This is a genomic window from Agrobacterium sp. 22-223-1 (genome assembly GCF_053522385.1).
On the sequence record NZ_JBNWCN010000002.1, the window covers coordinates 402,775 to 426,716 of the forward strand.

The 23,942-nt window shown below is 58.6% G+C and carries 23 protein-coding genes; 11 read left to right on the top strand and 12 right to left on the bottom strand.

Annotated elements, in window-relative coordinates; all coding sequences use genetic code 11:
- Positions 1-238: 238 nt before the first annotated feature.
- Positions 239-985, bottom strand: coding sequence for an Abi family protein (locus ACQZ60_RS13925; protein WP_448735455.1), 747 nt, complete (start codon positions 983-985; stop codon positions 239-241).
- 650 nt (positions 986-1,635) lie between these two features.
- On the opposite strand from ACQZ60_RS13925, the gene ACQZ60_RS13930 reads away from it, so the two are divergent.
- Both ACQZ60_RS13930 and ACQZ60_RS13935 read left to right on the top strand, forming a co-directional pair.
- Positions 1,636-2,253, top strand: a complete 618-nt coding sequence (locus ACQZ60_RS13930) for a hypothetical protein (RefSeq protein ID WP_448735456.1) — start codon at positions 1,636-1,638, stop codon at positions 2,251-2,253.
- Between the two features lie 43 nt (positions 2,254-2,296).
- A complete protein-coding gene (locus tag ACQZ60_RS13935; protein ID WP_448735457.1) occupies positions 2,297-4,270 on the top strand; it encodes an AAA family ATPase in 1,974 nt (657 codons plus the stop codon).
- On the opposite strand, the gene ACQZ60_RS13940 is transcribed toward ACQZ60_RS13935, so the two are convergent.
- Positions 4,226-4,801 carry a type II toxin-antitoxin system VapC family toxin gene (locus tag ACQZ60_RS13940; RefSeq protein ID WP_448735458.1) on the bottom strand — a complete coding sequence of 192 codons (576 nt, stop codon included), beginning with the start codon at positions 4,799-4,801 and terminating at the stop codon, positions 4,226-4,228. The two genes, ACQZ60_RS13935 and ACQZ60_RS13940, sit on opposite strands and share 45 nt — an antisense overlap.
- A 112-nt stretch (positions 4,802-4,913) precedes the next feature.
- Between ACQZ60_RS13940 and ACQZ60_RS13945 the strand changes: the two genes are divergently transcribed.
- Entirely contained in the window at positions 4,914-5,111 is a 198-nt protein-coding gene (locus ACQZ60_RS13945; protein WP_448735459.1) for a hypothetical protein, read from the top strand.
- Here ACQZ60_RS13945 and ACQZ60_RS13950 read toward each other — a convergent pair.
- Both ACQZ60_RS13950 and ACQZ60_RS13955 read right to left on the bottom strand, forming a co-directional pair.
- Positions 5,106-6,896, bottom strand: coding sequence for a DUF4209 domain-containing protein (locus ACQZ60_RS13950; RefSeq protein ID WP_448735460.1), 1,791 nt, complete (start codon positions 6,894-6,896; stop codon positions 5,106-5,108). The genes ACQZ60_RS13945 and ACQZ60_RS13950 overlap by 6 nt on opposite strands.
- 743 nt (positions 6,897-7,639) lie before the next feature.
- On the bottom strand, positions 7,640-8,803 hold the full coding sequence (locus tag ACQZ60_RS13955; protein ID WP_003523272.1) for a M20 aminoacylase family protein: 1,164 nt from the start codon (positions 8,801-8,803) through the stop codon (positions 7,640-7,642).
- Positions 8,804-9,027: 224 nt separating this feature from the next.
- Between ACQZ60_RS13955 and ACQZ60_RS13960 the strand changes: the two genes are divergently transcribed.
- Entirely contained in the window at positions 9,028-10,083 is a 1,056-nt protein-coding gene (locus ACQZ60_RS13960; protein ID WP_052025775.1) for a D-alanyl-D-alanine carboxypeptidase family protein, read from the top strand.
- Between the two features lie 192 nt (positions 10,084-10,275).
- Positions 10,276-11,424: a CobW family GTP-binding protein gene (locus ACQZ60_RS13965; RefSeq protein WP_448735461.1), complete on the top strand. Its 1,149-nt coding sequence runs from the start codon at positions 10,276-10,278 to the stop codon at positions 11,422-11,424.
- Positions 11,425-11,666: 242 nt separating this feature from the next.
- Here the strand turns inward: ACQZ60_RS13965 and ACQZ60_RS13970 are convergent, their stop codons facing one another.
- The 5 genes from ACQZ60_RS13970 to ACQZ60_RS13990 all read right to left on the bottom strand — a co-directional run bounded on the left by ACQZ60_RS13970 (position 11,667) and on the right by ACQZ60_RS13990 (position 15,569).
- Complete coding sequence (locus tag ACQZ60_RS13970; RefSeq protein WP_020811686.1) at positions 11,667-11,903, bottom strand: sulfurtransferase TusA family protein; 237 nt, start codon at positions 11,901-11,903, stop codon at positions 11,667-11,669.
- The gene (locus ACQZ60_RS13975) at positions 11,900-13,198 is read right to left on the bottom strand and encodes a L,D-transpeptidase family protein (RefSeq protein WP_003523279.1); all 1,299 of its coding nucleotides are present in this window, start codon (positions 13,196-13,198) and stop codon (positions 11,900-11,902) included. The genes ACQZ60_RS13970 and ACQZ60_RS13975 overlap by 4 nt, the downstream gene beginning before the upstream one ends.
- 192 nt (positions 13,199-13,390) lie before the next feature.
- Complete coding sequence (locus ACQZ60_RS13980; protein ID WP_448735462.1) at positions 13,391-14,344, bottom strand: acetyl-CoA carboxylase carboxyltransferase subunit alpha; 954 nt, start codon at positions 14,342-14,344, stop codon at positions 13,391-13,393.
- Between the two features lie 62 nt (positions 14,345-14,406).
- The gene (gene xerD, locus ACQZ60_RS13985; RefSeq protein WP_448735463.1) at positions 14,407-15,399 is read right to left on the bottom strand and encodes a site-specific tyrosine recombinase XerD; all 993 of its coding nucleotides are present in this window, start codon (positions 15,397-15,399) and stop codon (positions 14,407-14,409) included.
- A complete protein-coding gene (locus ACQZ60_RS13990) occupies positions 15,396-15,569 on the bottom strand; it encodes a histidine kinase (protein ID WP_425646176.1) in 174 nt (57 codons plus the stop codon). Before ACQZ60_RS13990 ends, xerD begins: the two co-directional genes overlap by 4 nt.
- Positions 15,570-15,757: 188 nt before the next feature.
- On the opposite strand from ACQZ60_RS13990, the gene ACQZ60_RS13995 reads away from it, so the two are divergent.
- Together ACQZ60_RS13995 and aroB are read left to right on the top strand one after the other, a co-directional pair.
- Positions 15,758-16,339 (top strand): shikimate kinase, encoded by a 582-nt coding sequence (locus ACQZ60_RS13995; RefSeq protein WP_035262338.1) that lies wholly within the window; start codon positions 15,758-15,760, stop codon positions 16,337-16,339.
- A gap of 5 nt (positions 16,340-16,344) precedes the next feature.
- Positions 16,345-17,478, top strand: coding sequence for a 3-dehydroquinate synthase (aroB, locus tag ACQZ60_RS14000; protein WP_448735464.1), 1,134 nt, complete (start codon positions 16,345-16,347; stop codon positions 17,476-17,478).
- A gap of 223 nt (positions 17,479-17,701) precedes the next feature.
- On the opposite strand, the gene ACQZ60_RS14005 is transcribed toward aroB, so the two are convergent.
- Complete coding sequence (locus ACQZ60_RS14005) at positions 17,702-17,983, bottom strand: BolA family protein (protein ID WP_078051975.1); 282 nt, start codon at positions 17,981-17,983, stop codon at positions 17,702-17,704.
- 114 nt (positions 17,984-18,097) lie between these two features.
- Between ACQZ60_RS14005 and ACQZ60_RS14010 the strand changes: the two genes are divergently transcribed.
- From ACQZ60_RS14010 to ACQZ60_RS14025, 4 genes are all read left to right on the top strand, one after another.
- A complete protein-coding gene (locus tag ACQZ60_RS14010; protein ID WP_059755848.1) occupies positions 18,098-18,733 on the top strand; it encodes a J domain-containing protein in 636 nt (211 codons plus the stop codon).
- A gap of 68 nt (positions 18,734-18,801) precedes the next feature.
- A complete protein-coding gene (gene cobS / locus ACQZ60_RS14015) occupies positions 18,802-19,791 on the top strand; it encodes a cobaltochelatase subunit CobS (RefSeq protein ID WP_004445672.1) in 990 nt (329 codons plus the stop codon).
- Positions 19,792-19,898: 107 nt separating this feature from the next.
- A complete protein-coding gene (gene cobT, locus ACQZ60_RS14020; RefSeq protein WP_035262332.1) occupies positions 19,899-21,803 on the top strand; it encodes a cobaltochelatase subunit CobT in 1,905 nt (634 codons plus the stop codon).
- A gap of 37 nt (positions 21,804-21,840) precedes the next feature.
- Positions 21,841-22,818: an esterase-like activity of phytase family protein gene (locus tag ACQZ60_RS14025; RefSeq protein WP_035262330.1), complete on the top strand. Its 978-nt coding sequence runs from the start codon at positions 21,841-21,843 to the stop codon at positions 22,816-22,818.
- A 2-nt stretch (positions 22,819-22,820) separates the two neighbouring features.
- Here the strand turns inward: ACQZ60_RS14025 and ACQZ60_RS14030 are convergent, their stop codons facing one another.
- Positions 22,821-23,156 (bottom strand): pentapeptide repeat-containing protein, encoded by a 336-nt coding sequence (locus ACQZ60_RS14030; RefSeq protein ID WP_035262327.1) that lies wholly within the window; start codon positions 23,154-23,156, stop codon positions 22,821-22,823.
- Between the two features lie 90 nt (positions 23,157-23,246).
- Positions 23,247-23,891, bottom strand: a complete 645-nt coding sequence (locus ACQZ60_RS14035; RefSeq protein WP_003523300.1) for a queuosine precursor transporter — start codon at positions 23,889-23,891, stop codon at positions 23,247-23,249.
- Positions 23,892-23,942: the final 51 nt, after the last annotated feature.

Here is a 23,942-nt window from a genome sequence, read left to right on the forward strand (position 1 = left end):
TCGAAAAGCTCAATGATGCATGTATTGGTTTCGTAGTTCAGCCATTGGGTGGCAACCAGTCGGCTATCATTACCAAAGTCCAAACTCAGATACATGTGGTCTTGCCCGCAACGTGGGAATGATCCCGGGCGACCCGATTGATTGTTGGCGACGACAACAAAGGAGCACCCCGTGCCACGACCAATCTGGATAAGTGCTATCTCACAGGAGCATTTCAACCGCCTTTCAACACTAGCTCCTAACTTCCCCAATTTTCTCTAGGGATGGGAGGATTCTCCCACGTTGTAGAAAATATCGATTTCTCTTCTACGAGACCTTTGGTTGCCGCGCAGATATCTCCAATCAGCTCAATTGTCATAGAGTAATTAACGTCTGTGGGTTTGCAGATTAAGTTTTTGTGATGCGCGACGTTATTTCTAAACGTCTTGACCTTATCTATTTTTTGTTGAAGAGCAGAAACCGTCAGGCTTCTGTCGATGGTTGTACGTATGCGAGATAAGTCGACGCCCCATAATTTACTATGAAAACTAGATGAATATAGATTAGACCAGAATCCAAACGTCATCTCATTAGCAACATAGTTGGTCAAATTTCCGATTCGGCCCGCTGTTTTTTCGTCTGAGACTTGTTCTTTTAGTTTCTCACGTAGGCCGACCTTCAAACGATTGTGAAAGTCTACATTGTCATACCAATTTTTCCCAAAATTGTTTATTACCCGCTGTAGAGCAAGATTTCGCACTAGGATTTCTGCTACGTGCAGTGCAGGCATCGTCGATGCTGCGACCTCGGCATTCCAATGATGTAATGCTATTGCCTTTTCAATATCATTGTTTGCAAGAACACGGTATCGTTCTAAACGCGGGTCAGACAAAGCTATTTTCACGCGGTTATAGTTTGTACTGCTTTTAGAAGCGTTATTATTCGCAGCCGCGATGTTGGCGATTTCTCCCGATTCGGGAATGAGAGGTTGGATATCCGTTGTCATGCTACGCCTGATGTTAATGAAAATGATTTTTCAGTCTTTACATCTGCCTGGGTGAGCTGTACATATACGGCATGCGCTTACAAGAACGAATTAACATTCGCGTATTGTATGACACTGTTTAGAGAAAGCGGGCCTGAGGGCACCGCTTTTTCGCTTTTTAGGCTGTGGAAAACCTCTTCGCAGGTCGTTGGATAGCAGTTCGGCCTACTTGGCTTCCACCCTGTAGCTAATTTTTATTAGTCCCCTTTTGCGCTCTTTTGCCTGTACGCCGGGCTTGGCATCGCGCGCAGTCTGCGCTCGACTGATACAACGAGAACAACAGGAAGAGGATCGACGCGGCGACACGGGGCATCGGCTGCCTCGTGGACGCCGTCATTGGTGGCACCGCCGTGAAGCTGGAGACCAGCAGCGACTTGGCAGTCAATGGATTGCATGTGGCCAATATCAGACCACCTGCAATCTTTCGGCTCTCCCAAAAACAAAGCCAAGACGTTGGGTACGATATAAAATTCACAAATCTATTGACCTTTGGAGATTTGTTCCCTATCCGTTCACTAATGAAAAAGCGCACCCGCCTCATACGAATAGGTTGATCCCCGCTCGCCGCGACAATCGCGGCCTCGATCAACCGTGCTTCTTTGAGGTTCAAAATGGGTATCGCACAGCGCGCGAAGTCGCTTCGCGCCAGCCGTCATTCGGCATCCATCCGTACATTCTATCCGACGGCTACGGTCAAATGCGATGGTCCGCCGGTGTTTCGATCACAAGCCGCGCGTGATGCGGCGTGTCTGTTCGACGTCAATCCATCGGTCTTGTCCTGGCACTGCATGCCGCTCTCGCTCGATCACGGTAGTGGCGTCCACGTTCCTGATTTTGGTATTCTCGACGATGATGGCGGGCGCTTGTTAGTCGATGCGTCGGACAGGGTGATGCAGGTCGACGTAGGTAGGATCGAGGCCGCAGCCCAAAACCATGGCGTCAGATATCGACGACTGGTCGCCGATGAAGTGTACGATGGTCCGCGTCTTCAGAATGCCAAAGACCTGCTTCGATATGGCAGCACCGTGCTGGCACTCGGTGACCGTCTGCGGTTGCTGGCCGTCCTCGAGGAGCACGGCAACTTGACCATCACCGAATGCCTGACCGTATTCACCGAAACCAGACCAGTTGCTGGACTGGCCCAGATGATCTTGCGCGGTTTCGTCGAAGTCGATCTCGATACGGAATTACTCGGCCCCGAGACAATGGTGCGGCGGATACGGACCTGACAGCCCGTAATCGTCATCATCATTCCCGTGTTCCGAGGCATACATGCAGTCTTATAGCGATAACCTGATCGCCAATCGCGATCCGTTCCATAGCTCGAAGTACGAGCTTACCCTGCCGACCCATCTAGCGATCATCGCAATGTCGAGATCGATCCGCCAGTTCCTGAAAAGGCGATCGTCGTTCGTCGCGGCTTTCGTCATGCCGCCGAAGGCAGACATCCATGCCCACAAGATGGCCGCCAAATGGTTGCTTGAGGGGACTGTGCCGGTTGGTGGAGAACACGGCAACAACTACGTTCTGTTCGTCGGTGAAGAAACTGAAGTTGCCGACGATTTCCAGGCGTTCAGAAAACTTCGAGAACTCAAGCGGGCGATCATTCTTCTCCAGGACGAGGAGCTTCTGTCTGACGAGGTCCGCATCGTCGCTGATATCGTGGTCTCTTTGGCCCTACCGGCTCCGACCGATTATCGGATCGCGGCGCAGCGAATGAGGCTCGGGACTATCACGAGTGCCGATGCCGATTTTTTGGCGCAACAATCCCCAAAACGGGTTGAACTCGGTTGGCGGCGCGGACGATCCCTGGCTGTGAGCATCGGGCGTCTCCATCGGTATCCTCATATCGAGAAAGGAAAACGTCCCTCTGAACCCTTGTCGACTGGGCCGAGCCTGCAAGACCTATCCGGATACGGCGAGGCTAAAACATGGGGCCTCGAACTCACCGAGGACTTGGCGGCATGGAAGGCTGGGAGACTTTTTTGGCACGATGTCGATCGCGGCGTCCTGCTTTCGGGTCCTCCGGGATCGGGTAAGACGTCCTACGCGGCGGCTCTGGCAAGGACCTGTAACGTGCCCCTAATCCTCGGGTCGGCGGCTCGATGGCAGGCGACGGGTCACCTCGGCGATATGCTGAGGGCAATGCGCAAGGCGTTTGCCGAGGCTGCGCGGCAGGCACCGTCGATCCTCCTGATTGATGAGTTCGACAGTTTCACCAGCCGCGACGACAGAACCGGCAGTAGCAACGACAACTACCATCGACAGGTGATCAACGCCCTTCTGGAACTTTTGGACGGCGCACAGTCACACGAAGGCGTTATCGTGATCGGTGCGACGAACAACCCGGAGATTATCGATCCGGCGCTTCTTCGGGCAGGCCGTCTGGAACGCCATTTCGCCATTCCTCTTCCGGATGAAGCGGCACGCCATGACATTTACCGTTTCTACCTCCGGGGAGACCTTGCCAACGAAACGCTGGACGACGTGGTGTCGGCAAGCGACGGCTGGTCTGGTGCCGACATCGAACGGTGTGTCCGTGACGCCCGTCGCCACGCGCGACGCGCGAAGCGACAGATGGTTCTTACTGATCTCATCGCAGCCTTGCCGCCCGTTGTGCCGATCCCCATGGCGCTACAGCGCTGCGTCGCTGCCCACGAACTCGGACATGCTATTCTCGGTGTTCTGCTCGAGGCCGATCCGTTGGTGTCGGTCTCGATCGAGAAAGCCATTCAGACCGATAGCCGATCGCGATCCTTGGGTCACACGGCATTCGAGGAGCGGCTGTTCAGTCGAAAGACTTCGACGTATTTTCGAGACAAGATCGCCACGCTTCTGGGTGGTATCGCAGCCGAAGAAGTGTTGTTCGGTGAATTCGGTAATGGTGCTGGTGGCGATCCATCGGCGGACCTCAATCGTGCAACTGATCTGGCGACGATGATGGAAACTAAGTGGGGTCTTGGGAAAACGCTGTCTGTCGAACCTGGCGACAGTCCACGTGAATTGTCGACATTCCGTCACCGCCGCAAGGCTCTCCGCAAATCAGTCGAGGCGACATTGCAGGCGGAGTTCCGGCGGGCGAAATCCCTGCTCGAAGAACATAGGGATGCCCTTCTCGATCTTCATGCCGATCTTCTGCGACAGGGCAGTTTGGCCGCCGCGGTGGTCAGAACTGCCGTAGAAAGGAGCGAGAGCTTCGGTCTACCTCATGAAGCCAAAACCGCTGGATACGAACTCGGGCAATGAAGGCGGCGTCATTCCGTAATCGTCGTCGGGTATCACAGCGTGGCATGGAACGTACCATTGAACTTCAACGGGGTGAAAAACGCCCGGTAACGGGAAGTACCTGTCGATCAGGATGAAATCTTTTACGTTGAAGGAAGCGATCGGCATCTGATGGGTGATCGACAGGGCTGCGAACAGAAGATCGTGTCCGATCTTATCTTTTTTCTGCTCCGGGCTTGGTACATAGAGGTGCCTGAGCGGCCCGACGGTTGTCATTTCGGCATAGAGATTGGCGGCTTTGGCTGTGAGTTCGGCGAACTGGAAGTCCACGGAGAGGATGTCATCAATCCAGTTGTGGAGTCGTTGCGCTTTTTGTGGATCGTGTTTCAAGGCCAGATGGGCACCCCGCCTCAACTCTGCTATAGCGGGGAACGAGATGGCGAGTGAATCTGCTCCCATGGCTTTCATCCAGGCACGCAACCCTGGCGGAGGTCGTTGCAAACCGGCATTGCTCAGGATGTTCGTATCCAGCAAAAAAATGGGGCCTGCCATTTCGAAACCCTCGGACGTAAACGGAATCACCAAAGGTCGTAGCCGGCATGTGCCGGTTTTCGGTAAACGTCGAAGTATAGAAGTCGTAATTCGGAAATTGGAGAGACGGTCTATGTCACGGAACTGGACAATCGAAGAGGCGTACGCGGACCTGCCGAGCCTGCTGGAAGCGGCACGGACGTCTTCGCAGTATATCATTGCTTCCGATGGTCAGTTCGTGGTGTCCTTTGCTGAGACTCTCTCCAAATCGCTCGATGACCTCTTGGATAAAAAGGGGCCGCTGAAACCGGATGATATCAAGAAGCTATAGCGCAACCTCTCTCGTTCGCGCTATGTCGCGCCAACATCCCAGGACTAAGAGCGAGTGTACCAAACGGTTGCACGTTGCTGATGAAGCGTCGGATACGCTCGTTAATCCATGGGCGACTATATTCCTAATGTTTCTGGCACGCGGATCGACATAGAGCGCTCTAAAGTAATGGACCGTGTCATCGCCCAACGCCGCCTGGAGTACGGGGTTCGATAGGACCTCGCCCATGTTGAGAAGTATCTGCCTCCCAGCCATTGTAGGGTGATTCCGTACGATCGGCTCACCCAAGCCTCGTAGCGTCCTTCTCAGCCCCAGCTCGATCTGGGGAACGAGTACATGAAGGGCTTTGATCAAATCGCCCGTGTACCAAGCTTCGACGCCCTCGATCACCATGGTCAGGTCGTCGAACGCGCCGAGACGGTTCGCCCAGCCAGCGATATCGTGGGATTCGAGTTCATGGACCGAAATGCAGCGTTCAAGAGCTTGTTCGAGGAAGATGCTTGCGAACATCGCTTCCTGCCCGGCCTGGTGCATCATCCTCCCCTCCATGTCCTCCTCCACACTGCCGACGATTGCGGCGATGTGTTCATCCTCATGGATGTTTATAGAGAGGGTGGCCTGTATGGGCGCGACTCTCGCGGTCTCCAAGACCCTATCCCGAATAACAGTAAGCCGCGGTACGAACTCGTTCGCTATCCGAGCGAGTGACAGGCCGAGGTTGTCCGGGGCAATCAAGGAATCGAGGAATCGTTCCATGTCGTCGAAGCCAACCTCAAACCGAAACGAATGGGCTGCCATTTCGGTATTGCTCCTAGCAACGGCATCGGCGCGCGCAGTACGGACACGGTTGAACGCCTCTTCATCCCCGGCGCTTCGGTACTCGGTTGCCGCTACATCCAGATGCGCCGCTGCCACCATCGCATCGCTTTCAGCGGCCAGCGCCTCAAATGCCCGGGCGACGGTAGTATGGACACGACGCACGTCCGCTCGGGAGTGTGATCTGCCGAAATGACGTTTAAGTCGGGCAGCTATCTCGCGTGTGAGATGAGGGTTGAACCTCTCCCCTTCTATCGAGCTGTCGACAAGGGCATCCTCTAGCCTGGCGACAATCTCTTCGGTTATCTCTGGTGCTCCCACGTTCCGCTCCCAGAGCAGCCGATCCACAACATTGAAGTTGAAACGGCGTGCACTATCAAGCAGTTCGCGGAACTCCTCCATCAACAAATCTCGGGAACGCACCTTTGCATCCTGATCACCGATTGACAGCGCAAGTGTCAGCATGCGGAGGGCTGCATCAGTTTTGTCGAAGAATTCTTCGTAGGCATTCTCGGCAATCATGGATTCGTACGCAGCCCAGGCAATCCGCGCATGGTCAGGATTACGGCGTCTTCCGAGTTCAGGAGCAAGTTCCCACAACAGATCGCTGTATCGCGCTCGAAAGGCTGGATGATGGACAATTGCCAGCCGCTCGGCCCAAAGATCAAAAGCTCGCCCGTCGAGAATTAGGACATCAGGGACGTATTCCACTGTTCCGTCCTCAAACGAACGAGAACCGATTGGTCCGAAGTAGCGCCGCCATGGATCACCGAAGTGATCGCTGTCTAGCGCAAACGCAACGGCGTCGGTCCACGCGGACAGATTCTCTACTTCGCTGAGTTCGAGCTCCTTCCTCCTGCGGTGGATATCAGCTTCGAGACGATGGAACTGTACGGGCGCGCCAGCTTCCTCCTCGGCGTTGATAGCAATTGTCATCGATTCAATGAGAGGGAATGGTTCGTCTGGCATCTCAATGCACCCCGGTATCCGCGTGAGAATCGTCACATTCAACCAAGATGAAGTTTTGGATGATGTCGAGCCATTATGGATGAACAGACTGCAAGTTCTTTGGCGGCCACTGCTCTCTATCAGCGTATAGCGTGGGGAATGCTGCTGGCCTTTGACCTAGTTCGTTGGAAGCTGGGCTTCGCGTAATGTCGGGCAAGAAGCAGGATTTGTGCATGCCCTTGGCCCCAGAGACAAACCTGTGAGATTAGCAGAGACACTCCAAGGGTCTGCAGAGACAAACCTTTGAGTCGCTGACAGCATCTATCCTATTGTCTTTAAAAATATTTCAGGAAAATGGCGTCCACGAGAGGATTCGAACCTCCGACCCCAGGATTCATACCGCTTCGGCTTTCGCCGCCGTCCCGCCATTTGCCGGCAAGACGTTCGTGGTCTGGACTGTCCCTTCACCATGGGCCTTGCGGCCTTTAGGTGCTGCCCATCCAGTCTCTACACCTTCACCGGATTTCTCCGGAGCTTGGCTCGGGATTGGCATGCTGGAAGACCAGCGAAGCTTTCCCCGACTTTGAGCAGATCGATTGCGTCGTTTCCGGTCGCAACCCCCAATTTGTCTTAGGAATCCTGTGCTCTATCCTGCTGAGCTACGTGGACACTGAATTGCTCTTTAACCTGACGATGCCTGCGGATCAACCGCGTTCTTCATCGCGGTCGATCTCTTCCTCGGCTTTCTTCGCGTCAGTCGGCAATCAGCTCGTCAGGCGCTGTTCGGCCAGTTTCACCCAGTAGGAAATGCCGTAAGCGATGGCCTCGTCGTTGAAATCATAGCCCGGATTGTGAAGCCCGGCCGAATCGCCGTTGCCGATGAAGATGAAGCAGCCCGGCCTTTCCTTCAGCATGAAGGAGAAATCCTCTCCCGCCATGGAAGGATCGACATCGGGATCGACATTCGGTTCGCCTGCCACATCGCGGGCCACGCGGATGGCGTGGTCGGTCTCGGCGGCGTGGTTGAAGGTTACCGGGCAATAACGCTCATAGACGACTTCCGCTTCCGCGCCGTTGGCAAGGGCAATGCCTTCCGCCATCTGCTTGATGCGATCCTGCGCCAGATCACGCACCGTTTCATCGAGGCTGCGCACCGTGCCGGCGATCAATGCCTCGTTGGGAATGATGTTGTGGCTGGAACCGGCCTGAAAGCGGGTGACGGAAACGACCACTGAGCGGATGGGGTCGGCATTGCGTGAGGCGATCATCTGCAGATTGCCGACGATCTGCGCGCCGATGGTGATGGGATCGACGGTGCGGTGCGGCTGCGCCGCGTGGCCGCCACGGCCCTTGACAGTGATGGAGAACTTGTCCGGTGCCGCCATGATGCCGCCCTTGCGGATGGCGAAGGCGCCGAGCGGAATGCCCGGCATGTTGTGCATGCCATAGACCTCGTTAATGCCGAAACGCTCCATCAGGCCGTCCTCGACCATGGCGAGCGCGCCGGCACCCCCTTCTTCCGCCGGCTGGAAGATGACGGCAATGGAGCCGGCGAAATTGCGGGTCTCGGTAAGATATTTGGCCGCGCCAAGCAGCATGGCCGTGTGGCCGTCATGGCCGCAGGCATGCATGGCGCCCGCGGTTTTGGAGGCCCAGGGCTTGCCGGTTTCCTCAAAAATTGGGAGAGCGTCCATATCCGCGCGAAAGCCGATGGTACGATTGCCCGGAAGATTGCCCCTGATGATGCCGACCACACCCGTGCGGCCGAGACCGGTCACGATTTCGTCAACGCCGAAAGATTTCAGCTTCTCCGCAACGAAGGCCGCGGTGTTGTCGACGTCATACAAAATCTCGGGATTTTCATGCAGGTGACGCCGCCATTCGCTGACTTCCTGCTGGAGTTCGGCGGCTCTGTTCAAAATCGGCATTCGTTCATTCCTGGGTTCATCGGTGCGGCGTGTCGTAAAATCCTATCCTCCGTGGTGGATAGTGCGCCGCATAATTGACGTAATCAATGTACTTTGCCATTGCTAGGACATATATGGTGAATATTGCCATTCCCCGACCGAAGACGGGAATTCGAGGACAAGCCTTGCCACAGACTTTTAAATCGCCAAACGCCGCCAGACGGCTCTCCGCAGCCGTTGCCATCATGACTGCAGGCCTCGTTGCCGCAGCGCCCGTGGCGAATGCCAACCCGAAGATGGTGGTCGATGTCAAAACCGGCAAGGTGATTTCCCATCAGGAAGCCTTCCGCAAGTGGTATCCCGCTTCGCTCACCAAACTGATGACCGCCTATATCGCCTTTTCGCAGATGAAGGCCGGCAAGATCAGCCCGCAGACGGAAGTGGTGATGAGCAAGAAGGCCGCCGATCAGCCGGCCTCGAAAATGTATTTCAAGCCCGGTCAGAAGCTGACGATGGATAGCGCTTTGAAGCTGCTGCTCATCAAATCCGCCAATGACATCGCCGTGGCGATTGCCGAGACCATCGGCGGCACCAGCGACAATTTCGTGGCGCAGATGAATGCGCAGGCGCAGCGGTTGGGCATGAGCTCCACCCGTTACATCAATGCCAATGGCCTGCCCGGCAAGGGACAATATACGACCGCCCGGGATCTGGCGCTGCTGGCGCTGATCATCAAGCGCGAGTTTCCGGAATATGCCCATTATTTCTCGCTGGAAGGCGTCAGCACCGGCAAGAAGAACTACGCCAATTTCAACATGCTGGTCGGCCGTTTCGATGGTGCGGATGGCATGAAGACCGGCTTCATCTGCGCCTCCGGCTTTAACCAGGTGTCGTCGGCCGTGCGCAATGGCCGCTCTGTCATCACGGTCGTGCTGGGTGCGGACAGCCTTGCCGGGCGCACCGATCAGTCGGCCGATCTGTTGCAGATGGGGCTGACGGCGCCTTCGGGCCAAGGCGTCTCGCTCGCCGCGCTGGCGCCCTATGGCGATACCGGCGATGTGAACGATGTCAGCGCCGAAATCTGCAACCCGAAGGCCGCCAAGGTGCGCAGCGAAAGCCGCGACGAGGCTGGTCGCATGGTCATCCATTCGCCCTATGTGCAGGAAATGACCCGCCCGCCGGAATATTCCTTTGCCGGTCTCATTCCCGGCAGCGAAACGGTGGCGGTGAATGCCACCAAGGGAGCCGGCAAGGGCGAACTCGCGAACGTGCCGATCCCGATCCCGCGCCCGACATTCTGATGATCGGTGACTGCCTCGAAGCCGAGCCTCGCGATTGCAATGCGGTTTGTGTATTCGCAGGTCGATGATGTTATGATATTACAGTGTCGCTCGCGGTTTCCAGTCGCGGGCGATTTCTTTTAGCTCCATGCGGCTCCGGGTTTCGTGTCGTCCAGTGACCTGCCGGAGCGGCCAACAACACACAGGCAAGTCATGTCTCGCGATCGCATCCCGGTTTCCATCATCACCGGATTTCTCGGCGCCGGAAAATCGACGCTGCTCAACCGGCTTCTCAAGGATCCGGCGATGAGCGATGCGGCGATCATCATCAATGAATTCGGCGATGTCAGCATCGATCACATGCTGGTCGAAAGTGCTGGTGAAGGCATCATCGAGCTGGCGGAGGGCTGCCTGTGCTGCACGGTGCGCGGCGAGCTGGTGGATACGCTGGCGGAACTGATGGACGGTATCCAGACAGGCAAGCTGAAGCCGGTAAAACGGGTAGTGATCGAGACCACGGGCCTTGCCGATCCCGCCCCCGTCATGCAGTCGGTCATGGGCAACCCGGTCATCGCGCAGAATTTCGTGCTGAACGGCATGATTACGGTGGTGGATGCCGTGAACGGCCTTTCCACGCTCGACAATCATCAGGAGGCCGTGAAACAGGCCGCCGTGGCTGACCGTCTGGTGATGACCAAGCGCGCGCTTGCCGATGCCGCCACGATTTCCGCGCTGACAGCCCGTCTACAAGCGCTCAATCCGCGCGCGACTATCGAGGATGGCGACAAAACCGAGTGGAGCGCTGCGGGGCTTCTCGACAACGGCCTTTACGATGCCGGCAGCAAGAATGCCGATGTCGGCCGCTGGCTGGGCGAAGAGGCGGCACACGATCACCACGATCATGATCACGGTCATGGCCATGGCCATCACCACCATCATGGCGATCACGACGACCACCACCATCATCACGATGTGAACCGGCACGATGCGTCTATCCGTTCCTTCTCGATCATTCACGATCAGCCGGTCAGCCCGATGGCGATTGACATGTTCGTGGATCTGCTGCGCTCGGCACATGGTGAAAAGCTCCTGCGCATGAAGGCCATCGTCAAGCTGTCCGATAATCCGGGCCGGCCGCTGGTGCTGCATGGGGTGCAGAATATTTTCCACACGCCGGAGCGCCTTGCAGCCTGGCCGGACCCGGCTGATCAGCGCACGCGCATGGTGCTGATTACGAAGGATTTACCGGAGGCTTTCGTGCAGGACCTGTTCGCGGCCTTCACAAGCGCACCGGGCATCGACCGGCCGGACAGGCAGGCGATGACGGATAATCCGCTGGCGGTTTCGGGGTTGCGGTTTTAGGGCGTGTCGTGATGGTCTAGGTCGGTGGGTGTGGTTCACCCCCCTCTGTCCTGCCAGATATCTCCCCCTCAAGGGGGAGATCGACAAGCGGCTTGCTCGGAACATCTTTATGGGGACAGCAACCCGAAGTGCAGAGCTTGTAAGAAAACGAGCAGTCGCCACAACTGATCTCCCCCCTTGAGGGGGAGATGCCCGGCAGGGCAGAGGGGGGGGAAGCCCGGAGCGTCAGCGTTGAACGTCGGTTACCCGCCCTTCACGATCCGAAACCGATGTCCCTTATCCAGCGCAGTGGTTTCCACCAGCCTATGCCCATCCTCATTGCACATATGGGTAATATCGATCACCGCTAGCGGATCGGTCGTCTCGACGGTCAGAATATCGCCTGCCTTGAGGGTTGCGAGTTTCTTGCGGCTTCTCAAAACCGGAAGGGGGCATTTAAGCCCCCTCAAATCATAGACGATCTCGGCCGTGTCGCTCATTCCTTGGCCCAGAACTTCCAGAACGGCTTCTTTTCCGGCGCTTCGGGCGCAGGTGCTGCTGAATAGGCAAGCGGGTTCATGGCCGGAACCGGGATGCTCTGGGCGGCAGCTCCGGTCTGGCCGGCTGCTGCGGGGGCAGCCGAGGCAACCATCGTCGGTGCCGCAGGGGCCGGGTTCGATTGCGGTGCCGTGGCGGGCTGGACAGACGAAGGGCGCGGGCCGCGCAGGGAAGAGGCGGTTGCGGTCGTGGCCGGAGAGGACGACGTCACCTGCTGCGCTTTCTTCTCCATCAGCGCGGCATATTCCGTTTCCTTCATCAGCTTGCCGGCCTTCAGCGCCGAGCCCGTCGGGGCATAGGCGGGCTCGCGGCCCTTGCGCTTTTCGGCGACCAGCGCCTTGCGCTCGGCTTCGCTCGGGTCGTACCAGGCCATGCCGTCATATTTCTTCATCGCCTTTTCATAGGCGAGATCGTAGGTCTTCTCGTAGCTCGAAAGCGCGCTGACGAGCGCCGGCGGTGTGCTCATGGCCGGGCATTGGGCGGAGGCGTTGAAGCTGCCGCCTTCCGTCTGCTGGTTGAAGACGTATTTCTTCTCGCAGACATTCACTTCCGGCGGGCGCTTGGTCACTTCGAAATTGTCGTAACCGACCTTCAGCATCTTCCAGAATTCGAGATGTTCGCTCTGGCGATGCCGGGCCATGTTTTCTGCCGTCATGCGGAACGGGAAGGCCTGCAGCTGCACGGTCTTCTGGCCGCCCTTGAAGGCGTCACGGGCAAAACCGTAGATTTCAAGAATCTGCGCATCCGTCATCGAATAACAGCCGGAGGACGAGCAGGCGCCATGGATCATCAGATTGGTGCCGTTGCGGCCATTGGCGGCATCGTAGCGGTTCGGAAAGCCGGTATTGATGGCGAGGTAATATTTCGAGTTCGGATTGAGATGCGCGGGCGTCAGGTTGTAGAAACCTTCCGGTGCCTGCCGGTCGCCTTCTTTCACCTTCGGGCCGAGTTTGCCGGACCATGCGCAAATCTCGTAGCCGGCGATCTTCTCGAAACGGTTGTCGCGCCTGGCTTTCCAGATTTCCAGCGCACCTTCTTCCTTGAAGATGCGGATCATGATCGGCGAGGTGCGGTCCATGCCCCTTTTGTCGATCTCGGCCAGAATGGACGGAGACAGCGGGTAATCGACCTTGTTCTTGACGTGGGAGACGTCGCGTTCAACGGTTTCGAGCGTATCGTTGCAACCGGCAAGAACGAGCGCGGTGCAGGCAAGAAGTGCAAAATGTGTCAAACGCATGATCTGATCCGAAAGACGATGGCACGAAGCGGCGGCAGTTCTACACCGTCCCGTGTGTATTTTAAATACGGTATTAACCGTTTACATCTTCTTAACTCAAATCGGATCCGCCCCCGCGGCCGCCGATACATCTTTTGATGTGACCGGACTATGGCCGAGTTGGGGCGATATTCAAGGAAAATAAGGCCGGGCTTAAAGGTTCCGGCCAATATCCAGGAATTTCTGGCGGCGTTCAGCGCGCAGCTGGGTGCCGGAACGCTGGGAAAGATCGGCCAGAGCCTTGGCGATGACATCACCGGTTGCATTGATGACGGTTTCCGGGGCGCGATGCGCGCCGCCGATCGGCTCCGGAATGATTCCGTCGATGACGCCGAGCGACTTCAGATCTTCCGAAGTGATCTTCATATTGGTCGCGGCTTCCTTGGCGCGGGTCGAATCGCGCCAGAGAATGGAGGCGGCACCTTCCGGCGAGATCACCGAATAGATCGCATGTTCGAGCATGTAGACGCGGTTGCCGGTGGCGATCGCGATTGCGCCGCCCGAGCCGCCTTCGCCGATGACGACGGAGACGATCGGCACCTTCACGTTGAGGCACATTTCCGTCGAGCGGGCGATGGCTTCGGCCTGGCCGCGCTCTTCAGCGCCAACGCCGGGATAGGCGCCAGCCGTATCGATGAGGGTGACGACCGGCAGCGAGAAACGATCGGCCAGTTCCAGCACGCGGATCGCCTTGCGGTAACCTTCCGGCCGCGGGCTGCCGAAATTATGTTTCAGGCGGCTTTTGGTGTCGTTGCCCTTTTCCTGGCCGATGATGGCGACGGGCTGACCGTTGAAGCGGCCGAGGCCTGCCTGAATGGCGGCGTCTTCGGCAAACTTGCGGTCGCCGGCCAGCGGCGTGAAATCGGTGAACAGCGCCTTGGCGTAATCGACGAAATGCGGACGCTGCGGATGGCGCGCGACCTGCGTTTTCTGCCAGGCGTTCAGCTTGGAATAGATGTCCTGCATCGCATCGTTGACGCGCGATTCCAGACGGTTGATCTCCTCCGAGGTGTCTATGCTCTCGTCTTCATCGGCAAGCTTCTTCAGCTCGATGATCTTGCCCTCAAGGTCCGAGATAGGTTTTTCGAAGTCGAGATAATTGTGCATGAGATCCGTTTCCGATCGTTTTGCGCAAGGTTTGACCGGATTATCCGGCGGTTCCGGTCGCTCTAATCAAGGTTTTTGCCCTGTTTGGCAAGGGGGTGATGTGTTTGTACCAGCTCTTGCAAGCGTTCTTCCAGCACATGTGTATAGATTTGTGTCGTGGAAATGTCGGAATGGCCGAGCAGTTCCTGTACCGCGCGCAAATCCGCGCCGTTCTGCAGAAGGTGGCTGGCAAAGGCGTGGCGCAGCACATGCGGCGATATCGCAGACGCGGTCAGGCCCGCACGGATGGCGATGTCCTTGAGGTCGCGGGCAAAGACCTGGCGGGGCAGGTGGCCTTCCTTACTGCTGGAAGGAAACAGCCAAGGGCTTTCCGGTGTCTCCGGCTTTTTCTGCGAAGCGGCCACCTTGCTTTTTTCCGATGCGAGCGCCTTTCTGGCAGCCTCGTATTTTTCCATCGCCTCGATGGCGGCGCGGGAAAGAAGAACCATGCGGTCCTTGTTGCCCTTGCCGCGTATCATCAGGAAGCGGCCTTCCTGACGCAGCACCTTGACCGGCAGCGAAACAAGCTCACTGACACGCATGCCGGTGGCATAAAGCAGTTCGAGCAGCAGATGCATGCGGATGCGGGCAAGCTGGCCGGGACCGGACGTGGCGGCTTCCTGCGCGGCAAGGCTAAGAAGCCTGTTCACATCGGCGACGCTCATCGTTTTCGGTAAAGCGAGACCTTTCCTCGGCGCATCGATGATGCCGGTCGGGTCGTCGCCGCGCAGCCCTTCCGAATAGAGAAAACGATAGAATTGCCGCATGGTGGAAAGACGTCGTGCCTGTGAGGTTGCGGCAAAACCCTGAGCGGAAAGATGGGTCAGATAGGCTGAAAGGTCAGGCGTCTGCGCCTCCGTCAAGGACTGGCCGCGCTGACCGAGAAATTCGCGCAGATCGGAAAGATCGCGCTCATAGGAAGAGAGCGTGTTGGCGGCTGCCCCGCGTTCGGCGCTCATCATTTCCAGAAAACTTTCCAGCCGCGCGCCGTCGCGCCCTCCTGCCGGTCCGCTCATGGGATGCGCCTTGCCGGTTCGGTCGACGGCGGGTTCAGTCGCTCGGAAGGAATGCGTACCGTCACTTCGCGGTCGCGCGGTTTGACGACCATGACGAGCAGCACCATGCCGCCATAGATCAGCCCCGCGATGGTCGCCAGTATCATCGTGAAGCGGAAGAGGGTGGGCATGGCGGCTCCGTGAAGGTGGCGGTCGAAACGTATATGCGGTGCGGCGAAAGCGGCGACAAGATCAAAATGCCCGCTCCGCCCCGTGCCGCATGCGGCGATGATTGTGATTCACCGCAATTCAGTCAGCAATTTGGCTTGACGCTTCGTAAACATTTGCAGATATCCATGCCAAACGGGCTTTCAAATCTATGAATGAAACGAATTTATCCGTCCCGGCCACACTCGGGGAGCAAGCGCGGGCAAAGCTCGGACGGCGCAACATCGTCTTCGTCGGGCTGATGGGGGCTGGAAAGTCGGCGGTGGGCCGCATGGTCGCCCAGCAGCTCAGGGTGCCGTTCATCGATACGGATGTCGAAATCGAGCGCGTTTCGCGCATGACGATATCCGAACTTTTCGCCACCTATGGCGAGGAAGAATTCCGCGCGCTGGAAACGCGGGTCATCAAGCGGCTGCTGCGCGGCGGCCCCAAGGTCATCTCCACCGGCGGCGGCGCCTTCATCAACGACAATACCCGCCGGCACATCACGCGCGGCGGCATTTCATTGTGGCTGAAGGCCGATCTCGAGGTGTTGTGGGAGAGGGTCAACAAGCGCGATCATCGCCCGCTTCTCAAGACCGAAAACCCCAAGGCAACGCTGGCGGCCCTGATGGAGAAGCGCTATCCGATCTATGCGGAAGCGGATCTGACCATCGAATCCCGCGATGTCCGCAAGGAAATCATCGTGACAGAAGTGCTGGCCGCCATAGCCGGCATCGAACAGAAAGACTGATCCCCATGACGCCTTCCGAAATCCACGCCGATGAACGTCTCGTCCATGTGCCGCTCGGCGAGCGCGCCTATGACATTCTGATCGGGCCGGGCCTCATCGGCCGGGCGGGCGGCGAGATTTCGGCGCGGCTGAAGGGCCGGCGCGCGGCCATCATCACCGATGAACATGTCGCGCCGCTCTACCTCGAAGGCCTGATGGACGGGCTGCAGACCGATGGCATCGAGGCCGTCTCGCTGACCCTGCCGGCCGGCGAAAAGACCAAGAGCTTCGAGCATCTCGTCACCGTCTGCGATGCGGTTCTGGCAGCAAGGGTGGAGCGTAACGATGCGGTGATCGCGCTCGGCGGCGGCGTGATCGGCGATCTCGCCGGTTTCGCAGCGGGCATCGTGCGCCGGGGCGTGCGCTTCGTGCAGATACCGACCTCGCTTCTGGCGCAGGTCGATTCCTCCGTCGGCGGCAAGACCGGCATCAACAGCCGCCATGGCAAGAACCTCGTCGGCGTTTTCCACCAGCCCGATCTGGTGCTGGCGGATACCGCGGTGCTCGATACGCTGAGCCCGCGGGAATTCCGCGCCGGTTATGCCGAAGTGGTGAAGTACGGGCTGATCGACAAGCCGGACTTCTTCTTCTGGCTGGAAAAGAACTGGGATGACATCCGCACCGGCGGACCCGCCCGCATTCAGGCGATTGCGACGAGCTGCCAGGCCAAGGCGGACGTGGTGGTGGCCGACGAGAAGGAAAACGGCGTGCGCGCCCTTTTGAACCTCGGCCATACATTCGGCCACGCCCTGGAAGCGGCGACCAATTACGACAGCAAGCGACTGGTGCATGGCGAAGGCGTCGCCATCGGCATGGTGCTGGCGCACCAGTTCTCCGCCCGCCTCAACCTCGCAAGCCCTGATGATGCCGCTCGCGTTGAAGCGCATCTGAAGGCCGTCGGCCTGCCGACGACGATGAAGGATATTCCCGGCGAGTTGCCGCCGGTCGAAATGCTGATGACGGCAATCGCGCAGGACAAGAAGGTCAAGGGCGGCAAGCTCACCTTCATCCTCACCCACGGCATCGGCCAGTCCTTCGTGGCCGATGATGTTGCGGCGTCCGAGGTGCAGTCCTTCCTGTCGGAAAAGCATCCGGGGTAAGATTTTGAGCGATACGGTGAGGGAGCCCCCTCATCGCCTCGCTTCGCTCCGGCACTTCTCCCCGACCGGGGAGAAGAACAAGCCGCTTTGGCAATGCCATACGAAACAGCATTGCTGCAGCTGCATTGATGTCTGAGCTTTGAGCACGGCGCTGCCGCATGTTTCTTCTCCCCGCCGGGGAGAAGGTGGCCCGTAGGGCCGGATGAGGGGGCTTGCTCGAGGTTTAAAACCGCACCGCTTCCCCCGGCGCTGCCGCCTCTATCGCCAGCGCATGCAGGCCGGCATCGAGTTCCGGCTTCAAAAGCGCGTTGATCGCCCGGTGGCGCTCGACGCGAGACTTGCCGGAAAAGCTTTCCGACACTATCTGAACACGCATATGCGTCTCGCCTGTGCCGGTTATATCAGGCTGGTGGCCGGCATGCATCAAGCTTTCATCGACGACCCTCAGGCGCTCCGGTGAAAAGCTTTCCCGAAGCTTGGTTTCTATGCGTTCTCGCAGGGACATGCGACGGGCTCCATTCTCGTTGGCTGGTCTTGAAGGGGGCTACCTAAAAGCCAGCAACATTCCGCTTTGTCAATTCTTGTTGTGCGGCTTTTCGCACCCCATAATCAGGGCATCATGAAACTGGATTCGAAATATTTCGATCGCATCCGCACGCGCCGGAAAAGGGAGAGGGAACCTGAGGTTCAGGCCCCCACCTGCCAGTGGGACGGATGCGACAAACCGGGTATTCACCGGGCACCCGTCGGCCGCAATGCCGAGGGGCAATTCTTCCTGTTCTGTTTTGAGCATGTGAAGGAATACAACAAGGGCTATAATTATTTTTCCGGCCTGTCCGACAGCGAGATCGCCCGTTACCAGAAAGAAGCGATCACCGGCCATCGCCCGACCTGGACGGTGGGCGTCAACAAGACGGCGCGCGACAGTCCGCTGCACTCCACGCTGCGTTCCGGCACGGCGAGCGGGAACGCCCGTATCCGCGATCCTTTCGGCTTCGCCGGCGGTTTTGCGGGCGGCGCAAGGGCAGGCGGCACCCGCATGCAGCAGGACCGAAAATTGAAGACGCTGGAGGCAAAAGCCTTCGATACGCTCGGTCTTTCTTCCACCGCAAAGCAGGAAGACATAAAAAGGCGCTACAAGGAGCTTGTCAAAAAGCACCATCCTGATGCTAATGGTGGCGATCGTGGTTCGGAAGAGCGTTTTCGGGCTGTTGTTCAAGCATATCAATTGTTAAAGCAGTCAGGTTTCTGCTAAGCCAACTTATGTGTTTACCGCCTGATTGATGATGTGGCCGGGTGGCTGCCGCCCGCCTTGGAGACGTGATGAGCAAAATCGACCTTGATATTTCCAACCTGCCCGACACGACGGTGTCCGTGCGGGAGGTTTTCGGCATTGATACGGATCTGCGGGTTCCCGCCTATTCCCAGGGCGACGCCTATGTGCCTGACCTCGATCCCGACTATCTTTTCGATCGCGACACGACGCTTGCGATCCTTGCCGGTTTTGCTCACAACCGACGTGTCATGGTCTCCGGTTTCCACGGCACGGGTAAATCCACCCATATCGAGCAGGTGGCCGCCCGCCTGAATTGGCCCTGCGTGCGCGTCAACCTCGACAGCCATGTCAGCCGTATCGACCTCGTCGGCAAGGACGCCATCGTCCTGAAAGACGGCAAGCAGGTCACCGAATTCAAGGACGGCATCCTGCCCTGGGCCTACCAGCACAATGTGGCGCTCGTCTTCGACGAATATGATGCCGGCCGCCCGGATGTGATGTTCGTCATCCAGCGCGTGCTGGAATCCTCCGGCCGCCTGACCCTGCTCGACCAGAGCCGCGTCATCCGTCCTCACCCGGCCTTCCGCATTTTCGCAACCGCCAACACCATCGGCCTTGGCGATACGACCGGCCTTTACCACGGCACGCAGCAGATCAACCAGGCGCAGATGGACCGCTGGTCTATCGTCACCACGCTGAACTACCTGCCGCATGAGCAGGAAGTGAACATCATCGCCGCCAAGGTGAAGAGCTTCGACAATCCGAAGGGCCGTGAAACCGTTTCCAAGATGGTGCGCGTGGCCGATCTCACCCGTTCGGCTTTCATCAACGGCGATCTTTCCACGGTCATGAGCCCGCGTACCGTCATCACCTGGGCGGAAAATGCGGAAATCTTCGGCGATCTCGCCTTTGCCTTCCGCGTAACCTTCCTCAACAAGTGTGACGAGCTGGAACGCACGCTGGTGGCCGAGCAATATCAGCGGGCTTTCGGCGTCGAGCTGAAGGAAAGCGCTGCGAACATCGTTCTCAGCGCCTGATCGTCCCCGGCTTGTCCGGAGAAGATCACCGATGACTTGAAGACGCCGGTGGGGCGCGCGATCTTCCGATCGCGTGCCGCAGGCGCCGACAAATGACAGGAAAGACAATGGCAGGGCGCGGCGACAATTCCAGAGCGAAACCGGGTACGGCGGTCGATACGGAACCGTTGCGTCAGGCGATTGCCGGATGCGTGCGATCCGTTGCCGGCGATGCCGAAGTCGAAGTCGTCTTCGCCAATGAGCGGCCGGGCCTCGCCGGTGAGCGTATGCGGCTGCCGGAAATCTCCAAGAAGCCGACGGCGCAGGAAATCGCCATCACCCGCGGCCTCGGCGATTCCATGGCGCTGCGCCTTGCCTGCCATGATGCCGACACCCATGCGGTGATGTCGCCGCAGGGCGCCGAAGCGCGGTTGATCTTCGATGCGGTGGAACAGGCGCGCGTGGAATCCATCGGCGCGCTGCGCATGCCGGGCATGGCCTCCAATATCCAGGCCATGAATACGGAAAAATACGCCAAGGCCAATTTCGCCGGCATCAACAACAAGGATGATGCGCCGCTTGCAGAGGCCGTTGCGCTGCTGGTGCGCGAGAAGCTGACGGGTGAGAAGCCGCCGGAAAGCGCCGGCAAGGTTGTCGATCTGTGGCGCGATTTCATCGAGGACAAGGCGGCTGGCGACCTCAAGGATCTCTCCAGCGTCATCACCGACCAGAAGGCGTTTTCGCGGCTGGTGCGCAAGATGCTGACCTCCATGCAGATGGCGGAAGATTTCGGCGACGAGGATAACGAGCCTGACAGCCAGGAAGCGGAATCCAACGAGGACCAGCCGCGCACCAACGAGACCGAAGAAGAGCAGGTCGAGGAAGAAGCCGGATCGGACGCGACGCCTGCCGACGAAAACGAGGCCTCGCAGGAGGAAATGGAAGAAGGCGAGATGGACGGCGCCGAGATGTCGGACGAGGAAATGTCCGACGATCTCGACGAGGATTCCGAAACGCCCGGCGAGACCCGCCGCCCCAACAGCCCCTTCGACGATTTCAATGAGAAAGTCGATTACCGCATCTTCACCCAGGAATTCGACGAGGAAATCCACGCCGAGGAACTGTGCGACGAGGCCGAGCTTGACCGTCTGCGCGCCTTCCTCGACAAGCAGCTCGCTCATCTTCAGGGCGCGGTCGGGCGCTTAGCGAACCGTCTGCAGCGCCGCCTGATGGCGCAGCAGAACCGTTCCTGGGACTTCGATCTGGAAGAAGGCTATCTCGATCCGGCCCGACTCGTCAGGCTCATTATTGACCCGATGCAGCCGCTTTCCTTCAAGAAGGAACGCGACACCAAGTTCCGCGATACTGTGGTTTCGCTGGTCATCGACAATTCCGGTTCGATGCGCGGCCGTCCGATTACCGTGGCTGCCACCTGCGCCGATATTCTGGCGCGCACGCTGGAGCGCTCCGGCGTGAAGGTCGAAATTCTGGGCTTCACCACCAAGGCCTGGAAGGGCGGACAATCGCGCGAACAGTGGCTCGCCAATGGCAAGCCGGCGTCGCCGGGCCGTCTCAACGATCTGCGCCATATCATCTACAAATCGGCGGACGCTCCGTGGCGACGCGCGCGGCGCAATCTCGGCCTGATGATGCGCGAGGGCCTGCTGAAAGAAAATATCGACGGTGAAGCGCTGATGTGGGCGCATAACCGCCTGATCGGCCGCCCCGAGCAGCGCAAGATCATGATGATGATCTCGGACGGTGCGCCGGTGGACGATTCGACCCTGTCGGTCAATCCGGGCAACTATCTGGAGCGGCACCTGCGCGCCGTCATCGAGCAGATCGAAACGCGCTCGCCGGTGGAACTTCTGGCAATCGGCATCGGCCATGACGTGACGCGTTATTACCGCCGCGCCGTGACCATCGTGGATGCGGACGAGCTGGCCGGCGCGATGACCGAGCAGCTTGCGGCGCTCTTCGAGGATACGAGCGGCGCTTCCGGTTCGTCCCGCAGGGTTCGCCGTGCGGGATAAGCGGGGCCGGGCTTCTTCCGCCTGCAAAACGCTTGCGATGGCCGCCATTCTGGCGGCCGCATCGCTATGTCCGGTTTCCATCGGCGCTTCCACCATCGATGTGCCGGTAAGCGTGCGTCTGCTCTCCTCTTTCGAGGTCGGCACCAGCGAAAAACGTTTCGGCAAGCTGGAATTTATCGGCGGCATGGTGATGAGCGCGCCGGAAAAGCTGTTCGGGGCGATATCCTCCATCCGTTTCCGCCCCAATGGGGAGGATTTCGTTGCGGTGCTGGATACCGGCCATTGGCTGACGGGCAGGGTCTTGCACGACGCTCGCGGTGCTTTGTCCGGGCTTGCCGATGCCCGCATCACCCCCATGCTGGACATGAGCGGGCGTGAACCGCCGCGCAAGATGGAGATGGATGCGGAAGGGCTGGCGCTGCGCGACGGCAGGGTTTTCGTCAGTTACGAGCAGCGCCACAGGATCGATATCTATCCCGATCCGGGCTTCGCCACCGCAAAGCCGCTCGACCGCCTGCCATATCTCATCCCCAGCAACGAGTTGCGCCACAATGGCGGCCTGGAGGCTCTCGCGGTATCGCCGGCCGATTCGCCGCTCGCCGGCGCTCTGGTCGTGGTGGCTGAAAAAAGCATCGACACGGACGGCAATCTTCTCGCCGCCATACTGGAAGGTCCGCGCAAGGGCACATTCGCCGTTACGCATCATCCGTCGTTCGACGTGACGGACGGCGCGTTCCTGCCCAATGGCGACCTGCTGCTTCTCGAGCGCCGCTTCAATTTCGCCGAAGGCGTCGGCATGCGCATCCGCCGCATCCGTGGGGCCGATATTCGGCCGGGTGCGGTGGTGGATGGCGAAATCCTCATGGAAGCCGGCATGGCCTACCAGATCGACAATATGGAAGGCATGGATGTGGTGAAGGGGCCGGACGGCTCGACGCGCCTCATCATCGTTTCCGATGACAATCACTCGTTCCTCCAGCGCAACCTGATGCTGGAATTCAAACTGGTGGAGTGAAATCAGGCCTGCTGCTGTGCCGCCTTGTAGGCAGCCATCAGGTCCTCGACGGGAATGCCGTCGATCTTCATGCCGGTCATTCGGCATGACGTTATCTGCGCACCGGACAGGTTGGAGTTGCTCAGTTTCAGACCGGAAAAATTGACGTCGTCGATCGACCAGCCGGACATGTTGTTATCCGTGAACGACGCACCTGACAAATTGATATTGTTGAAGCTCGCCCCGGAAAGATTGACATTGTCGAAGACCGTGCCGGATAGATTGACGTCGTTGAAGGTTGAGCCTGAAAGCGTGGCGCTGACAGCCTCCACGATGTCTATAACGTCCTTGATCTGCATGTCGACCCGCCTCCGCGCTGTGCCACGGACGACAGACTGCAATGCTGACGGCTGGCTTGCAAGCGCGATTTGATCCGCGCTTGCCCGGCCTCAAACGCGGCCCGTTTTGACGGCGCCCGGCATCGGCTTCAGCGTGTTCATCAGCGCGCCGTAAGGCAACAACATGATGAGGCCGACGAGAACCTTCACTGAGAGATCACCCAGCGCCCAGGAAATCCAACGGGGCGCTTCCACGGCGAAGACACCGAGAATTGGAGCGTTTTCGATGGCGAAGGCATCGTTGGGGCCGACGAAGGAGAAGCTTGCGGCAAAGGCGATGGAGAAGAACAGGGCCGTATCCAGCACCGATCCCAGCATAGAGCCGGCGAGCGGCGCATGCCACCAGCGCTGGCGGCGCAGGCGGTTGAAAACGGAAATATCCAGCAGCTGGCCGATCAGATAGGCGGTGCCGGAGGCGACCGCGATGCGCGGGATTGATGTCCAGAACGACAGCGTGACCCCGACGACGAAGCCGGCAAGCACGACGCGGCGCGCGATGGAGGGGCCGAACTGACGGTTGGTCAGGTCCGTAACGAGGAAGGCGATCGGATAGGTGAAGGCGCCCCAGGTCAGAAGGTCGCCGAGATTGACGCCGAACAATGAGCCGGAAAGCGGGTATTGCACCAGAATATTGGAGGCGACGACCACCAGTGTCATCAGCAGGACATAGATAAGCGTAAAGCGCAGATAGGGCATTTTTTTATCCTGGGTGATGCCACCAGTTGGAGCCAAGCATCGGAGGAAAAC

Bases quoted from the DNA above. Each gene is read 5' to 3' on its own strand.
- ACQZ60_RS13925 (WP_448735455.1), bottom strand. From the start codon at position 985: ATGACAACGGATATCCAACCTCTCATTCCCGAATCGGGAGAAATCGCC.
- ACQZ60_RS13930 (WP_448735456.1), top strand. From the start codon at position 1,636: ATGGGTATCGCACAGCGCGCGAAGTCGCTTCGCGCCAGCCGTCATTCG.
- ACQZ60_RS13935 (WP_448735457.1), top strand. From the start codon at position 2,297: ATGCAGTCTTATAGCGATAACCTGATCGCCAATCGCGATCCGTTCCAT.
- ACQZ60_RS13940 (WP_448735458.1), bottom strand. From the start codon at position 4,801: ATGGCAGGCCCCATTTTTTTGCTGGATACGAACATCCTGAGCAATGCC.
- ACQZ60_RS13945 (WP_448735459.1), top strand. From the start codon at position 4,914: ATGTCACGGAACTGGACAATCGAAGAGGCGTACGCGGACCTGCCGAGC.
- ACQZ60_RS13950 (WP_448735460.1), bottom strand. From the start codon at position 6,896: ATGCCAGACGAACCATTCCCTCTCATTGAATCGATGACAATTGCTATC.
- ACQZ60_RS13955 (WP_003523272.1), bottom strand. From the start codon at position 8,803: ATGCCGATTTTGAACAGAGCCGCCGAACTCCAGCAGGAAGTCAGCGAA.
- ACQZ60_RS13960 (WP_052025775.1), top strand. From the start codon at position 9,028: ATGACTGCAGGCCTCGTTGCCGCAGCGCCCGTGGCGAATGCCAACCCG.
- ACQZ60_RS13965 (WP_448735461.1), top strand. From the start codon at position 10,276: ATGTCTCGCGATCGCATCCCGGTTTCCATCATCACCGGATTTCTCGGC.
- ACQZ60_RS13970 (WP_020811686.1), bottom strand. From the start codon at position 11,903: ATGAGCGACACGGCCGAGATCGTCTATGATTTGAGGGGGCTTAAATGC.
- ACQZ60_RS13975 (WP_003523279.1), bottom strand. From the start codon at position 13,198: ATGCGTTTGACACATTTTGCACTTCTTGCCTGCACCGCGCTCGTTCTT.
- ACQZ60_RS13980 (WP_448735462.1), bottom strand. From the start codon at position 14,344: ATGCACAATTATCTCGACTTCGAAAAACCTATCTCGGACCTTGAGGGC.
- xerD (WP_448735463.1), bottom strand. From the start codon at position 15,399: ATGAGCGGACCGGCAGGAGGGCGCGACGGCGCGCGGCTGGAAAGTTTT.
- ACQZ60_RS13990 (WP_425646176.1), bottom strand. From the start codon at position 15,569: ATGCCCACCCTCTTCCGCTTCACGATGATACTGGCGACCATCGCGGGG.
- ACQZ60_RS13995 (WP_035262338.1), top strand. From the start codon at position 15,758: ATGAATGAAACGAATTTATCCGTCCCGGCCACACTCGGGGAGCAAGCG.
- aroB (WP_448735464.1), top strand. From the start codon at position 16,345: ATGACGCCTTCCGAAATCCACGCCGATGAACGTCTCGTCCATGTGCCG.
- ACQZ60_RS14005 (WP_078051975.1), bottom strand. From the start codon at position 17,983: ATGTCCCTGCGAGAACGCATAGAAACCAAGCTTCGGGAAAGCTTTTCA.
- ACQZ60_RS14010 (WP_059755848.1), top strand. From the start codon at position 18,098: ATGAAACTGGATTCGAAATATTTCGATCGCATCCGCACGCGCCGGAAA.
- cobS (WP_004445672.1), top strand. From the start codon at position 18,802: ATGAGCAAAATCGACCTTGATATTTCCAACCTGCCCGACACGACGGTG.
- cobT (WP_035262332.1), top strand. From the start codon at position 19,899: ATGGCAGGGCGCGGCGACAATTCCAGAGCGAAACCGGGTACGGCGGTC.
- ACQZ60_RS14025 (WP_035262330.1), top strand. From the start codon at position 21,841: ATGGCCGCCATTCTGGCGGCCGCATCGCTATGTCCGGTTTCCATCGGC.
- ACQZ60_RS14030 (WP_035262327.1), bottom strand. From the start codon at position 23,156: ATGCAGATCAAGGACGTTATAGACATCGTGGAGGCTGTCAGCGCCACG.
- ACQZ60_RS14035 (WP_003523300.1), bottom strand. From the start codon at position 23,891: ATGCCCTATCTGCGCTTTACGCTTATCTATGTCCTGCTGATGACACTG.